Below are 15,287 nucleotides of genomic sequence, written 5' to 3'. Positions count from 1 at the left end.
GCGCGAGAATTTTTCAGCAGTAGGCGGCGCCTGTGCGCGGGCACGTGTCGATCAAGGCGGCTCGTCGGCAGTGACTCACGAGGGGCGCCGTTGCTCAGCGGTCGTGGGCGAGCGCACACCGCGTGGCGACAATACTTAGCATTGCTTAGCATTGGTGGAGTGCCAGCCACCGCCGATACCGCCGATACCGCTGTGCGCCGCGTCCCGGCGCGGTTGGTGGTCCCGCTGGTCCTCGGCACCCTGCTCAACGCGCTCAACTCGTCCATGATCGCGGTCGCCCTGGTGGCGATCGGCGACGAGTTCCACGCGGGTGCGGAGGTCGTCTGGCTGGTCTCCGGCCTCTACCTGGCGACCGCGGTCGGGCAGCCGATGATGGGCCGGCTGGCCGACCAGTTCGGGCCGCGGCGGGTGTTCATCGCCGGGCTGTTCATCGTGATGGTCGCGGCGACGCTCGCGCCGTTCGCCCCCGGTCTGGGCTGGCTGGTCGCCGCCCGCGTGCTGCTCGGCATCGGCACGTCCGCGGGCTACCCGGCCGGCGTCGCGTTGATCCGGCGCTGGGCCGACGAGGTGGGGGACGCGAACCCCATGGGCGGGCTCAGCGCGATCTCCGCCGCCGGGCAGTCGGCCGTCGCGTTCGGTCCGCCGCTGGGTGGCGTTCTCATCCTGCTGCTCGGCTGGCGGTCGATCTTCTGGGTCAACCTGCCGGTCGCCATCGCGTCGCTGGTCCTCGTGCTGCTGTGGGTGCGCCCGGACGGCCCGGTCGAACGCGCCAGCGCACGCGACCGCATCCGGCAGCTCGACCTGCCGGGTTCGCTGTTGTTCGTCGCGAGCCTGACCGCTTTGCTGCTCGCCCTGCTCACGGCGAACTGGTGGCTGCTGGCCGCGACGGTGCTCGGCGCGGTTGGGCTGATCTGGTGGGAACTGCGTGCTTCGACGCCGTTCATCGACGTGCGGATGCTCGTGGCCAACCGTGCGCTCAGCCGCACATACCTGCGCCAAGCCGTGACGTACGTGCTGTTCTACTCGGTGTTCTTCGGCCTGCCCAACTGGCTCGAACGCGGGCGCGGCCTCACCTCCGCGCAATCGGGCCTTGTCGTCCTTCCGGTGGCGGGCGTCGGCGTGCTCACCACGGTGATCGCGGCCCGGCTGATCCGCACCCTGGGTGTCCGGCCGGTGCTCGCCATCGGCAGCGGCGCCCTGCTCGTCGGCAGCGCCGCGCTTCTGTTGGTGCACAGCCACACCGAGCTCGTCGTGCTGGTGCTCATCGCCGCCGTCCTCGGCATCCCCAACGGCTTCAACGGCCTCGGCAACCAGTCCGCGATGTACGCGGTGGCGCCCACGTCGGTCATCGGCGTCGCGTCCGGCCTGCTCCGCACCGCCCAATACGTCGGCGCCAACATGGCCTCGGCCCTGCTCGGCCTCACCATCGGCGCCAAGGCCGACGACGCCGGCCTGCACGAACTGGCGATGATCATGGGCGTGCTGAGCGTCGGCCTGCTCGCCTTCGCCCTCGTCGCCCTGCGACGCGGCGGCCGGGTCACCGAAAGCGTCGGTGGGGGCCGATAGTCTCGCGGGCGATGGCAACGCTGGACACCAAGCTGGAAACGATCATCGGCCGGGCGTCGGCGAAGGCGCTGGGCGGCCTCGACCTGAACACAGTCGGTGAGCTGCTGCGGCACTACCCGCGCCGCTACGCCGAGCGGGGCGAGCTGACCGACATCGCCGGGCTCGAGGTCGGCGAGCACGTCACGGTGATGGCGCGCGTGTCCAAGGCGTCCGCGCGCTCCATGCGCAACCGCAAGGGCCGCATCCTCAACGTCGAGATCACCGACGGCCAGCGCAGGCTCGAGGTCGCGTTCTTCAACCAGTACCGCCTCGAAGGCAAGCTCAAGGTCGGGGTCAGCGCGCTCTTCGCGGGCAAGGTCACCGTCTTCAACAACAAACTGCAGCTGGCCAACCCCGAGGTCCAGCTCCTTGAGAACGACGACGACGAGTCCGCCGTCGACGACTTCCTCTCGGGCCTGATCCCGGTCTACCCGGCCGCCCAGAAGATCCAGTCCTGGCAAGTCGGGCGGTGCATCCGGCAGGTGCTCGCGGTGCTCGACGAGCTGCCCGACCCGATGCCGCCGTCGGTCCGGCAGCGGCGCAAGCTGCGCGGCTACGACGAGGCCGTCCGCCTGATCCACCAGCCGTCCTCGTGGGCCGACGTCGAGTCCGCCCGCTCGCGGTTGAAGTGGGACGAAGCGCTGTCCGTGCAGATGGTCCTGGCCTTGCGGCGCAGTTCGGCGGCCGCGCGTCCGGCGCCCGCGTGCCCGGTCAAGCCCGGCGGCATCCTCGACGCGTTCGACGCGCGGCTGCCGTTCACCCTCACCGACGGCCAGCAGGAGGTCGGCGTGGACATCGCCGCCGACCTGGCGGGCACGCATCCGATGAACCGGCTGCTGCAAGGCGAGGTCGGTTCCGGCAAGACGATCGTCGCGCTGCGGGCCATGCTGCAGGTCGTGGACGCGGGCCGGCAGGCCGCGCTGCTCGCGCCCACCGAAGTCCTCGCCGCCCAGCACGCCCGCTCGCTGACCAACCTGCTCGGCGACCTCGCGCAGGCCGGTGAACTGGGCGCGCCCGAGCACGCCACCCGCATCACGTTGCTGACCGGTTCGCTGCCCGCCGCGCGGCGCAAGCAGGCACTGCTCGACGCGGCCAGCGGCGCCGCCGGGATCGTGGTCGGCACGCACGCCTTGATCCAGGACAAGGTGTCGTTCGCCGACCTCGGGTTCGTGGTGGTCGACGAGCAGCACCGGTTCGGCGTCGAGCAGCGCGATGCCTTGCGTGGCCGGGCAAACGAGGGCGTGAGCCCGCACGTGCTGGTCATGACCGCGACGCCCATCCCACGCACCGTGGCGATGACCGTCTACGGCGACCTGGAGACCTCGGCGCTGCGCCAGCTGCCCGCGGGCCGCTCGCCGATCAGCACCAATGTCGTGCCGATGGCCGAGAAGCCGTCCTGGCTCGACCGCACGTGGCAGCGCCTGCGTGAAGAGGTCGAGCAGAAGGGCCACCAGGCCTACATCGTCTGCCCGCGCATCGGTGAGGACGAGGCCGAGGACGACGGCGAACCACCGCCCGACGGCTCCGACGAGCGCCGCCCGCCGCTCGCGGTGCTGGAGGTCGCGCCCAAGCTCGCGGAAGGTGCACTGAAGGGGCTGCGCATGGGCATCCTGCACGGCCGCATGCCCGCGGACGAGAAGGACGCGACCATGCGCGCGTTCGCCGCCGCGGAGCTGGACGTGCTGGTCGCGACCACCGTCATCGAGGTCGGCGTCGACGTGCCCAACGCCAGCACGATGGTGATCATGGACGCCGAGCGGTTCGGCATCAGCCAGCTGCACCAGCTGCGTGGCCGTGTCGGCCGCGGCAAGGCGGCGGGGTTGTGCCTGCTGGTCACCGAGTCGCCGGACGGCACCATCGCCCGCGAACGCCTGGCCGCGGTGGCGTCCACAGTGGACGGTTTCGAACTGGCCCAGCTCGACCTCGAACTGCGCCGCGAGGGCGACATCCTGGGCGCCACGCAGTCCGGCAAGCGCTCCACGTTGAAGCTGTTGTCCCTGCTCCGCGACGTCGACGTGATCGAGAACGCCCGCACCGAGGCCCGGCTGCTGGCCGACGAGGACCCGTCGCTGTCGGCCTACCCGGGCCTGGCGGAGATCGTCAACGAGCTGATGACCGACGAACGGGCGGAGTACTTGGAGAAGACCTGACCTCGCGGCAGGTGATCCACGAACCCGTCCGGCTGAGTACGGTCGTGGCATGCGAATCGGGTTGGTGACGCGGGAGTACCCGCCGGAGGTCTACGGCGGGGCGGGCGTGCACGTGGAGTTCCTCGTGCCGCGCCTGCGCGACCTGGTCGACGTGGACGTGCACTGCTTCGGCGCGCCGCGCGAGGGCGTCCAGGCGCACGCCGTCGCGCCCGGGCTGGAGAACGCGAACGCCGCGTTGCAGACGTTGTCGGTGGATCTGTCGATGACGGCCGCGCTGGCGCAGGTCGACCTCGTGCACTCGCACACCTGGTACGCCAACCACGCCGGGCACCTGGCCAAGCTGCTGCACGGCGTGCCGCACGTGGTCACCGCGCACTCCCTGGAGCCGCGCCGGCCGTGGAAGGCCGAGCAACTCGGCGGCGGCTACCGGGTGTCGTCCTGGGTCGAGAAGACCGCCTACGAGTCGGCCGACGCGATCATCGCGGTCAGCGACGGCATGCGGGCCGACGTGCTCGACTGCTACCCGTCGCTCGATCCTTCGCGGGTCCACGTGGTGCGCAACGGCATCGACGCGGTCGCCTACCACCCGATCGCGGAGACCGATGCCCTGGTGAAGCACGGGATCGACCCGTCCCGGCCCTACGTCGCGTTCGTCGGGCGGATCACCCGGCAGAAGGGCGTCGGGCACCTGGTCGCCGCGGCGCACGGCTTCGACCCGGACGTGCAACTCGTGCTGTGCGCCGGAGCGCCGGACACGCCGGAGATCGCCGCCGAGACCACCGCCGCCGTCGACGAGCTCGCGGCCGCCCGGCCCGGGGTCCACTGGATCCAGCAGATGCTGCCTGCCGACGAGGTCCGGCAGATCTTGTCGCACGCGGCGGTGTTCGTGTGCCCGTCGGTCTACGAGCCGCTGGGGATCGTGAACCTGGAGGCCATGGCCTGCGGGACGGCGGTGGTCGCCTCGGACGTGGGCGGGATCCCGGAGGTCGTGGTGGACGGGGAGACCGGCGTGCTCGTGCACTACGCCGAGGAGGACCCGGAGGCCTTCCGCGCCGGGCTGGCGGCCGGGGTGAACCGGGTGCTGGCCGACCCCGGCCTGGCTTCCGCGATGGGTGCGGCCGGGCGGCGACGGGCGGAGCAGGACTTCTCGTGGGCCTCGGTGGCCGAGCAGACCGTGGCCGTGTACGAGTCGGTACTGCCCTGAATGGCCCATTCGAGGCGTTGACCGCCCCGAATGGGCCATTCAAGGCACTGCATCAGCGGCGGTTGCTCCCAGCCTGCGCCGGTGACCGCTGTCCGGACTTGTCCTGTGACGACTTGTCCTGGGCCGGCTTCTCCTCGACCGACTCGGCCGGCTTCTCCTCGACGGACTCGCCCAGGCCGAAGTGCGACCGGGCCTCCTCGAGGGCCGAGAACATGGCCGACAGCTTCTCCGTCATCGACTTGCCGTGCTTCTCGGCGGCCTGCTCGCGGGCGGTGACCTCGGCCATCCGGCGGTCGGCGTCCGCGGTCAGCGCCTCGGCCTTGGTGCGGGCGTCGTTGTGGAGCTTCTCCGCGGCGGCCTGAGCCTCGCTGACCAGCTTCGCGACCTTCTCCTCGGTCGTGCGCTCGGCCTCGGCGCGGCGTCGCTCGGACTCCGCGTCCAGCTCTTCCCGCAGCTTCGCCGAGTCCGCGTCGAGCTGGGCGATGCGGTCTTCCTCGGCCTTGATCGCGGCCTGGGCCGTGGCCTTCTGCTCGGCCAGTTCCTTGTCCAGGGCGGCTTTCAGGGCCTCGCGCTGCTTGGCGGCGTCGGCGTCGAGCTTCGCCACGCGCTCTTCCTCGGCCTTGATCAGTTCCTGCGCGGCCGCCTTCTCCGCGGCCAGCTCCTCGTCGTGCTTGGCCCGCAGGGCATCGCGCTGCTTGGCCGCTTCGGCGTCCAGGCGGGCGATGCGGTCTTCCTCGGCCTTGATGAGCGCCGCGGCCTCGGCCTTCTCCGCTTCCAGCTGCTTGTTGTGCTCGGCCAGCAAGGCGTCGCGCTGCTTGGCCGCTTCGGCGTCCAGGCGGGCGATGCGGTCTTCCTCGGCCTTGATCGCCTGCTGGGCGGCGGCCTTCTCGGCGGCCAGCTCCTGCTCGAACGTGACGCGGTCGGCGTCGCGGGCGGCGGCGGCTTCCTCGGCCAGACGCGCACGCTCGGCCTCGGCCTCGAGGGCCAGCTCGGTCATGCGCTCCTCGTTGGCGGCCACCGCACGCTCGATGTCGGCGCGCGACTTGGCCATCAGCTCGTCGTGCTCGGCGGCGAGCTTCTTGCGCAGGCCGTCGTACTCGGTGTCGAGCTCGTCGTGGTGCTGGGTGTACTTGACCTCCAGCTCCTCGCGGCGCTGCTTGAGCTCCTCGGTGATCTGCTCGTGCTGCGCGCGCAGCTTCTTCGCGTACGCCTCGGCCTCGGCGCGCACGGAGCGGTCGTACTCGTCGGCCTTCTGGCGGACCTCGGCGCTGTAGCTGTCGGCCTCACCGCGGGTCTTGGCCGCGTACTGCTCGGCGGCCGAGCGGGTCGCCTTGCCCCACTCGTCGGCCTGGCGCTTGAACTCGGCGATCTCCTCCTCGGCCAACTGCATCATCAGGCGGACCCGCTCGGTCATGCCTTCGGTGCTGTTGGGCTTGAGGGACAAGCGATGCAGCCGCTCGCGGGTGTCGGCGAGCTCGCGCTGCAGACCGCCGAGGGTCTCGGAGAGCTTGCGCACCTGGGTCTGCGCTTCGTCGCGTGAGCTGGCCGCCGTCCGCAGGTCGTAGGTCAGCCTTGTGACCCGTTCGTTCACCTGCCGCTGGTTGTAGCCACGCAGCACGACATCGAAATGGGGGACCTTCGGACCGGAGTCGGCGTCGCCAGCACCTTGCATGTGCCCCACTTTAGAGGGTCACCTGTGCGGGGGAGTAGACCGCCTTGCCGGGGCTCGACCGCCCGATCGAGCCCCGGCAGGAAATTCGCTAACCGCCGATCTTCGCAAGCGGTTGCGTCGCCGCGGCGGAATCGGGCACGACCTGTGTGGACGCACGCCGCACACCACGCGAAGGCCACCAATTCGCCTTGCCCAGCAACGACATCAGCGACGGCAAGACGAGCACGCGAACGATCATGGCGTCGATCAACACCGCGACGCCGAGGCCGACGCCGAGTTGCTTCATCTCGATCATGCTCAGCGTCGCGAAAATGGCGAAGACGGAAATCATGACGACCGCCGCACTGGTGACCACGCCCGCCGAACGCGTGATCCCGGCGCGCACCGCTTCGCGGGTCGGCATACCGCGCATGGCCGCTTCGCGGATCCGGCTCACCACGAACACGTGGTAATCCATGGACAGCCCGAAGAGCATGGTGAACACGAACAATGGCATCCAGCTGACGATCGCGCCCGTGGAGTGGAAGTCCAGCAGGCCCTCGGCCCACGAGTGCTGGAACACCGCGCTCATCACGCCGAACGCCGCACCCGCCGACAGCATGTTGAGCACGATGGCGCTCAGCGCGATCACCAGCGAGCGGAACGCGTAAGCCATCATCAGCAACGTCAGCAGCAGCACGAACCCGACGACCCACGGCAGCTTGTCCTTCACGTGCTGCGTGTAGTCGATGTTGCCGGCCACTTCCCCCGATACGGCGGTCCTTGCCCCAGGGACATGACCGAGCGTCGCCGGGACGATGTCGCCACGCAGCCGTTCGACGCTTTGCTTGGCCTGTTCGGTGTTCGGCTCGAACGGGATGCCGACCTTGATCATGTGCACGGTCTTGTCCGCCGAGACCGTCACCCGCGGCTTCTGGTCATGGGCGAACAGCGGATCGGCGGCCACCCGCTTGGCCAGCGCGCCGACCTGCGCGTCGACCGCGCCCGCCTGGCCGGCGCCGGCCTGCACCATGATCACGTTCGTGGTGCCCTCGCTCGGGAACGCCGCGGTGAGCCGGTCGTAGGCCTGCACGGCCGGGATCTCGCGCGGCAGCGTGGTGATGTCGCTGCTCGCCAGCTTGATGTCCAGCACCGGCAGGGCGAGGGCGAGCAGCGCGCCGACCGACACGACCAGGGTGATCGCCGGGTGCTTCAGCGCCGGCTTGAGCAGCGCGGGCCAGAGCCGGGGCTCGCCGCCGCGGTTGGTCAGCCGCCAGAGCAACGGCACACGCGGGCGGTCCACCCGCTTGCCGAGCTTGGCCAGCAGCGCGGGCAGCACGGTCAGCGAACCCATCATGGCGACGGCGACCACGATGATCGAGCCGGTGCCCAGCGAGTTGAAGATCGCGTCGTCGGCCAGGTAGAGCCCGGCCATCGAGACGATGACGGCGAACGCCGACACCACGACGGCGTGCCCGGAGGTGGCCGCGGCGATCTCCACCGCACGCACGTGGCTCGCGCCCTTCGCGCGTTCCTCGCGTTCGCGCTTGAGGTAGAACAACGAATAGTCGACGCCGACCGCCATGCCCATCAGCAGGATGACCTGGCTGGTCGAACCGCTGTCCGGGAACACGTGCGACGCGAGCGCGGCCAGCCCGATCGACGACCCGACCGCGGAGAGCGCGAGCAGCACGGGCACGCCGGCGGCGGTGATGGCGCCGAACGCGACCAGCAGGATGATCAGGGTGACGGGCAGGCTCAGGATCTCCGCGTGCTCGAAGTCGTTGCCGAGCTGGTCGCCGATGCCCTTGTCCAGGCTCGCGTCGCCGACCTGTTCCACGCGCAGGTCGGGGTGGGCGGCCTGGACCGCGGCGGTCGCGTCCAGCAAGGGCTGGACGTGCGCGTCGCCGTCCTCGGGCGGGCCGCGCATGGTCAACGGCAAGGTCACGGCCTTGCCGTCCGGTGCCGGTGCCGGGTCGCCGACGCTGAGCACCTCGGGCAGCGCGTGCATCCGCGCGCTCGCCTCGCCCGCGACCGCCATGGCGTGGCGCTGGTCGAGCTGACCCGCCTTCGCGGTGATCAGCACGTTCTCCTGCGGGTGGTCGTCGAACTTGCCCGCTTCCCGGATGGCCGCCGCGGTGGACGACTCGCCGACGGACAGGTCGACATCGGTGGCCTTGACCGTGGTGACGACACTCCCGACGCCGACGCACACCGCCACGAAGACAAGCCATAAGACGACCGCGCGCCACGGGTGCGTCGCGCTCCAACGAGCGATCCGCACGGCTGGTTGCTTGTTCACGGGTTTTCCCTTCCTCCGACCCCAGTGCCTGCCGCCGATCGTCGTGGCGGCGACGGCGCCGGGCACGGGGGTGCGCCCCAGCTTCGGGGTGGTGCAAGCACCACCACCGGGTCGGGGAGGATGCTCCCCAGGGGCGGGAAAACCTTTGTCCTACAACGACTTTCTCAGGCTCGCGCGGTCCACTTGCGTTTAACGCAGGTCAACGGGACGCCAGTCGGGCTGTAGTCGGTGTCCGGCGAGGCGCCGCACGCCTCGCCGGGGAACGGGCCCGACGGGTTGGAGACCGGGAAGCCGCCGGCCGGCTCGGCGACCCAGTCCTGGCGGGTGGCCGAGGTTCGCTGGCAGCGCGCCGAGCGGCCCTCGATGGTGCGCTCGGCGCCACGTTCGGCCAGCGCGCACTGGGCGAGGGGCTCGGGCGTCCAGGCGGGTTGCGGAGCCGCCGGGTGCCCGGTGCCGGTGGGGGTTGGGCCGCCGGGCGTCGTGTGGTTGGCGGTCACGGCCCAGATGATTCCGGCGCCCACCAGCACCGCGAGCACGGCGGCCGCGGCCAGCCACGGTGCCCGTCGCCGCTTCTTCGGTGGGAGGGGCACCGGCGGTGCGGGCCAGGGCGCGGTGCCTGGTGGCGGAGTGCCCGGGGGCGGGGTGGGCAGGCCGGGTGCGGGAGTCGGCGGGCCGGTGACCGCCCGGCGGGTGACGGGCTGGGTCCAGTCCGCTGTGGACACCGGCGGGGGTACGGCGGTCGGCGCGTCCACGGGCGCATCGGCCGGGCCGTCGGCGGTCCACCCGGCCGGCAGCCCGTCCAGCAGGTCGATGCCGGGGACCACGCCCGGTGCGCCGGGCAGCGCGTGCCGCAGGGCTTCGGCCGCCTCCGCGCAGTCCGGGTACCGGGCGGCCGGATCGGGATCGGCCATCCGTCGCAGCACGGCCGCCAGCTTGGGCGCCAGACCACCGGGCATCGGCAGTTGCGTGGACCAGTCGGCCGGGATGTCCGGGGTCGAGTTGCTTTGATGGACCAACCGTTGGCCGGCCAAGAGCTCGGCGGCGAGGACCCCGACCGCGAACAGGTCCGACTTGGGCGACGGTGTGCCCGCGTCCAGGTACTCCGGCGCCAGGTAGCCGGGCGTGCCGATGGCCGCGCCGACCCCGGTCAACGACACCGTGCGCCACGTCGCGATGCCGAAGTCGGCGACCAGGACGTGCGGTGGCACAGCACCGGCGTCACGCAACAGCAGGTTCGCCGGCTTGAGGTCCCGGTGCACCACGCCGTGCGCGTGCAACGTGGCCAGCGCGTCGAGCACCTGGCCGACCACGGCCGCCACCCACGGCGCGGGCAACGCGCCGTGCCGCGTCATCAGCTGGCGCAGCGACCCGCCGCGTGCGAGTTCCGTCACCAGGACGGCGTCGTCGTCGACCAGGCGGAAGGCCAGCGACCGGACCAGGTGGGGGTGGTCGACCCGGATCCGCGACTCGATCACGAACCGCAGCAGGCCGAGTTCGTCCTGACCAGTGAATCTCTTGAGCGCCACCCAGCGGCGGTCGGTCCGGTCCCACGCGAGGTGCACCTGACCGAACGCGCCCGTACCGAGTACCGAGACGGGTGTCCACCTATCGAGATCGTCCACAAATGTCCAGCCTAGAGCGCCCGATTCGACACCAATGGCAGGATGGCGCAACCGGACGACGCGCTGCCGCGTCGCAGGGGTGATCCGGGCAAAAGCGATCAAAGGGGCAGGAAACCAGATGCGGGTTCGATCGGGGGTGGCGCTCGCCACCGTGGTGGCGGTAGCCGGGCTGGCGACCGCGTGCGGTGATGACACCACGGGGACGCCAGTCGGTCAGAAGACGTCCGCGCCGGCCACCAGCCAGGGGCCGTTCAACGGCAAAACCTTGCAACTCGGCGAGGTCGTCCAGGTCGAGAGCGCGGACGGCGCACGCATGCAGCCGGTGGCCAACGGTCTGATCCGCAGCTACGCCACCTCGGTGAAGATCGTCGAGGTCGGGACGGCCGACCAGGTCAACGACACCGCGGGCGGGGAGTCCTACCGGGCCGCGGCCGGTGGCACGCTGCTCGCCTTCACCGTGTCGGTCGCGCAGGACGAGGGCGCCGAGGGCGTCGGCGACAAGGTGGTCGCCGACGTCAACGTCGACGGCACCCAGCGCACCCTCCCCGAGTTCTTCGGCAGCGACTCGAGCAGCAGCAGCTCCGAGGGTGGCGCGCAGCTGCACTACGTGGTCGCGACCGCGCAGAACCGCCGCGCGGTGGACCTCGAGCTCAAGGCGTCGAACGTCGTGCAGAGCTTCGACCTGCTGCAGGCCACGCCCAAGGGCGACCGGCCGGCCGCGCTGTACCGCTCCTCGAGCGGCACGACCGTGCGCCAGGAGGCGATCTCGCCCGTCTCGTACAAGGTCCACGCGTTCGACACCGGTGAAGACCAGGTCAACGAGCTCACGGTGGAGAACCTCGACCTCGGCTACTTCACCGGCAAGGACGCCGCCGTGCCGTCGGACCCGGCCAACGGCTGGCTGACGTTGTCGATCAACGAGGACAGCGCGTCCGGCAGCTACACGCCCTGTGTCACGCCCTTGACCGGCTACTCGCTCAAGGACGCGGCCGGCAAGGTGTACAAGCCGTCCGAGGCGGCGTCCTCGGTCCAGTCGGAACCGAACGCGCTCGGCGACACCCAGGCCGTCGTCGCCTTCGAGGTGCCCGCCGACTTCGCCCAGGGCACGCTCACCATCGCGCCGAAGACCGCCATCTGCGAGGTGAGCACCGCCACGTACAAGCCGAAGCCGGTGCGCAGCAAGGCGACCATCACCATCTCGCTGCCCGCCAACTGATCACCTGATCGGGCGCTACGCACCCGCGATCGCATGCTGGAACGATCCTCCCGGTAGCCGGGACACTCGGGGTACCGTGCTGCGACCGCCCCCGATCCAGGAGGTTCTCCGGCCATGTTCCGCAAGGTGCTTGTCGCCAACCGCGGGGAAATCGCCATCCGCGCCTTCCGTGCCGGCTACGAGCTCGGCGCCGGCACGGTGGCGGTGTTCCCGCACGAGGACCGCAACTCCCCGCACCGGCTCAAGGCCGACGAGGCCTACGAGATCGGCGAGCCCGGGCACCCCGTCCGCGCCTACCTCTCGGTCGAGGAGATCATCAAGGCGGCCCGCAAGGCGGGGGCCGACGCGGTGTACCCGGGCTACGGCTTCCTGTCGGAGAACCCGTCGCTCGCGCACGCGTGCGCCGAGGCGGGCATCACGTTCATCGGGCCCGGCGAGTCGGTGCTGGAGCTGACCGGCAACAAGGCCCGCGCGGTCGCCGCGGCTCGCGAGGCCGGGCTGCCGGTGCTGAAGTCCTCGGCACCCTCCGCGGACGTCGAGGAACTGCTGGTCGCGGCCGAGGAAATCGGCTTCCCGGTGTTCGTCAAGGCCGTCGCCGGTGGCGGCGGGCGCGGCATGCGGCGGGTCCAGGAGCGCAAGGCGCTGCGTGAGTCGCTCGAGGCGGCCATGCGCGAGGCCGAGTCCGCCTTCGGCGACTCGACGGTGTTCCTGGAGCAGGCCGTGGTCGACCCGCGGCACATCGAGGTGCAGATCCTCGCCGACGGCGAGGGCAACGTGATCCACCTGTTCGAGCGCGACTGCTCGCTGCAGCGCCGCCACCAGAAGGTCATCGAGATCGCACCCGCGCCGAACCTCGACCCGGCCCTGCGCGAGCGGATCTGCGCCGACGCCGTCGCGTTCGCCCGGCACATCGGCTACCGCAACGCGGGCACCGTCGAGTTCCTGCTCGACACGCGCGGGCACCACGTCTTCATCGAGATGAACCCCCGCATCCAGGTCGAGCACACGGTCACCGAGGAGGTCACCGACGTCGACCTCGTGCAGTCGCAGATGCGCATCGCGTCCGGTGAGACGCTGGCCGACCTGGGCCTGAGCCAGGACAACGTGTACTTGCGCGGCGCCGCGTTGCAGTGCCGGATCACCACCGAGGACCCGGCCAACGGCTTCCGCCCGGACACCGGGATCATCAGCGCCTACCGCTCGCCCGGTGGTGGCGGCATCCGCCTCGACGGCGGCACCTCGACCGGCGCCGAGGTCAGCGCGCACTTCGACTCGATGCTGGTGAAGCTCACCTGTCGCGGGCGCGACTTCCGCACCGCGGTCACCCGGGCCCGGCGCGCGGTCGCCGAATTCCGGATCCGTGGCGTGGCAACGAACATCCCGTTCCTGCAGGCCGTGCTGGACGACGCCGACTTCCAGGCCGGCCGGATCACCACGTCGTTCATCGAGCAGCGCCCGGAACTGCTCACCGCGCGCCACTCCGCCGACCGCGGCACGAAGCTGCTGACCTACCTCGCCGACGTCACGGTGAACCGCCCGCACGGCAGCCGGCCGAAGGTGATCGACGCGCGGGACAAGCTGCCCGCGGTGGACCTGAGCGCCGACCCGCCGGCCGGCTCGAAGCAGCGTCTCGAGGAGCTGGGGCCGGAGGGTTTCGCCCGCTGGATGCGGGAATCGCCGACCGTGGGCGTCACCGACACGACCTTCCGCGACGCGCACCAGTCGCTGCTGGCGACCCGCGTGCGGACCAAGGACCTGCTGGCCGTGGCGCCGCACGTCGCTCGCTCGACCTCGCAGCTGCTGTCGCTGGAGTGCTGGGGTGGCGCGACCTACGACGTGGCGCTGCGGTTCCTGGCCGAGGACCCGTGGGAGCGCCTGGCCGCATTGCGCGCCGCCGTGCCGAACATCTGCCTGCAGATGTTGTTGCGTGGCCGCAACACCGTCGGGTACACGCCGTACCCGACGGAGGTGACCACGGCGTTCGTGCACGAGGCGACGAAGACCGGCATCGACATCTTCCGGATCTTCGACGCGCTCAACGACGTCGAGCAGATGCGCCCGGCCATCGAGGCGGTGCGCGAGACCGGCAGCGCCGTGGCCGAGGTCGCGCTCTGCTACACCGCCGATCTGTCCGATCCGGACGAACGGCTGTACACACTGGACTACTACCTCAAGCTCGCCGAGCAGATCGTCGGCGCGGGCGCGCACGTCCTCGCGGTCAAGGACATGGCCGGACTGTTGCGCCCGCCCGCGGCCGCGCGGCTGGTGTCGGCGTTGCGCAAGGAGTTCGACCTGCCGGTGCACCTGCACACCCACGACACCGCGGGCGGGCAGCTGGCGACCTACCTGGCCGCCATCCAGTCCGGTGTGGACGCGGTGGACGGCGCGGTCGCGTCGATGTCGGGCACGACCTCGCAGCCGTCGCTCTCGGCCATCGTGGCGGCGACCGACCACAGCGAGCGGGAGACCGGCCTCTCGTTGCAGGCGGTGTCCGACCTGGAGCCGTACTGGGAGATCGTGCGCAAGGTGTACAAGCCGTTCGAGGCGGGCCTGCCGGCGCCGACCGGTCGCGTGTACCACCACGAGATCCCCGGTGGGCAGCTGTCGAACCTGCGCACGCAAGCGGTTGCGCTCGGGCTCGGCGACCGCTTCGAGGAGATCGAGGCGATGTACGCCGCCGCCGACCGCATGCTCGGCCGGTTGGTGAAGGTGACCCCGTCGTCCAAGGTGGTCGGTGACCTCGCCCTGCACCTGGTCGGCGCCGGCGTGGACCCGAAAGAGTTCGAACAGGACCCGCGCCGCTTCGACATCCCGGACTCGGTGATCGGCTTCCTGCACGGCGAGCTGGGCGACCCGCCCGGCGGCTGGCCGGAACCGTTGCGCACCAAGGCGTTGCAGGGCCGGGCCGCGCCCCGCGCGGTCGCGGAGCTCACCGACGAAGACCGTCAGGGTCTGGCCGAGAACCCTCGCGCGACGCTCAACCGCCTGCTCTTCGCCGGGCCGACGAAGGAGTTCCTCGCCCACCGCGAGCAGTACGGCGACACTTCCGTGCTGGCCAGCAAGGACTTCTTCTACGGCCTGGAGCCGAACAAGGAGTACTCGGTCGACCTCGACCGCGGCGTGCGGTTGCTCCTGGAAGTGGAAGCGATCAGCGAACCGGACGACCGCGGCTTCCGCACGGTGCTGGCGACCCTGAACGGACAGCTGCGTCCCGTGCAGGTCCGGGACCGTTCGGTGGCAAGCGACCTGCCCGCCACCGAACGCGCCGACCGCACCAACCCCAACCACATCGCCGCCCCCTTCGCCGGCGCCGTGACCCTCGCCGTGACCGAAGGCGACGAGGTGGCCGAAGGCGACACGGTGGCGACGATCGAGGCCATGAAGATGGAAGCGTCGATCACCGCCCCGAAATCGGGCAAGATCAAGCGGTTGGCCATCGGCGCCGTCCAACAAGTGGAGGGCGGCGACCTCCTGGTCGAACTGTCCTGAGTGAACCACTGGTGCCGCGCCCCGCTGATGCCTGTGCAGCAGCGGGGC

Annotated in this window: 8 protein-coding genes; 5 read left to right on the top strand and 3 right to left on the bottom strand. The window is 70.9% G+C overall.

The genetic code is table 11. The features are described 5' to 3' along the window. The first annotated feature begins 159 nt into the window (after positions 1–159). From EV186_RS18960 to glgA, 3 genes are read left to right on the top strand one after another with little or no spacing between them, the layout of a single operon-like run. Positions 160–1,566: an MFS transporter gene (locus tag EV186_RS18960; RefSeq protein WP_133850659.1), complete on the top strand. Its 1,407-nt coding sequence runs from the start codon at positions 160–162 to the stop codon at positions 1,564–1,566. An 11-nt stretch (positions 1,567–1,577) separates the two neighbouring features. After that, positions 1,578–3,755 carry an ATP-dependent DNA helicase RecG gene (gene recG / locus EV186_RS18955; RefSeq protein WP_133850658.1) on the top strand — a complete coding sequence of 726 codons (2,178 nt, stop codon included), beginning with the start codon at positions 1,578–1,580 and terminating at the stop codon, positions 3,753–3,755. Positions 3,756–3,804: 49 nt separating this feature from the next. Next, positions 3,805–4,959, top strand: a complete 1,155-nt coding sequence (glgA, locus tag EV186_RS18950) for a glycogen synthase (RefSeq protein WP_133850657.1) — start codon at positions 3,805–3,807, stop codon at positions 4,957–4,959. A gap of 52 nt (positions 4,960–5,011) precedes the next feature. Here the strand turns inward: glgA and EV186_RS18945 are convergent, their stop codons facing one another. The 3 genes from EV186_RS18945 to EV186_RS18935 form a co-directional block, all read right to left on the bottom strand. Then, positions 5,012–6,631 (bottom strand): coiled-coil domain-containing protein, encoded by a 1,620-nt coding sequence (locus tag EV186_RS18945; RefSeq protein WP_133850656.1) that lies wholly within the window; start codon positions 6,629–6,631, stop codon positions 5,012–5,014. Between the two features lie 88 nt (positions 6,632–6,719). Continuing rightward, positions 6,720–8,912, bottom strand: a complete 2,193-nt coding sequence (locus EV186_RS18940; protein ID WP_133850655.1) for an MMPL family transporter — start codon at positions 8,910–8,912, stop codon at positions 6,720–6,722. Between the two features lie 164 nt (positions 8,913–9,076). Next, complete coding sequence (locus EV186_RS18935; protein ID WP_166659229.1) at positions 9,077–10,534, bottom strand: serine/threonine-protein kinase; 1,458 nt, start codon at positions 10,532–10,534, stop codon at positions 9,077–9,079. A gap of 118 nt (positions 10,535–10,652) precedes the next feature. Here EV186_RS18935 and EV186_RS18930 point away from each other — a divergent pair, with 118 nt between their 5' ends. Next, positions 10,653–11,750: a hypothetical protein gene (locus EV186_RS18930; RefSeq protein ID WP_133850653.1), complete on the top strand. Its 1,098-nt coding sequence runs from the start codon at positions 10,653–10,655 to the stop codon at positions 11,748–11,750. A gap of 114 nt (positions 11,751–11,864) precedes the next feature. Beyond that, positions 11,865–15,239, top strand: coding sequence for a pyruvate carboxylase (locus EV186_RS18925; RefSeq protein WP_133850652.1), 3,375 nt, complete (start codon positions 11,865–11,867; stop codon positions 15,237–15,239). The last annotated feature ends 48 nt before the right edge of the window (positions 15,240–15,287 follow it).

This window comes from Labedaea rhizosphaerae (genome assembly GCF_004362825.1).
GTDB lineage: Bacteria > Actinomycetota > Actinomycetes > Mycobacteriales > Pseudonocardiaceae > Labedaea > Labedaea rhizosphaerae.
Note: the sequence above shows the minus strand (reverse complement) of the source record. Positions and strands in the feature narration are given on the sequence as shown.

Coding starts and splice junctions, on each gene's coding strand:
- recG (WP_133850658.1), top strand. CDS start 1,578: ATGGCAACGCTGGACACCAAGCTGGAAACGATCATCGGCCGGGCGTCG.
- glgA (WP_133850657.1), top strand. CDS start 3,805: ATGCGAATCGGGTTGGTGACGCGGGAGTACCCGCCGGAGGTCTACGGC.
- EV186_RS18945 (WP_133850656.1), bottom strand. CDS start 6,631: ATGCAAGGTGCTGGCGACGCCGACTCCGGTCCGAAGGTCCCCCATTTC.
- EV186_RS18930 (WP_133850653.1), top strand. CDS start 10,653: ATGCGGGTTCGATCGGGGGTGGCGCTCGCCACCGTGGTGGCGGTAGCC.
- EV186_RS18925 (WP_133850652.1), top strand. CDS start 11,865: ATGTTCCGCAAGGTGCTTGTCGCCAACCGCGGGGAAATCGCCATCCGC.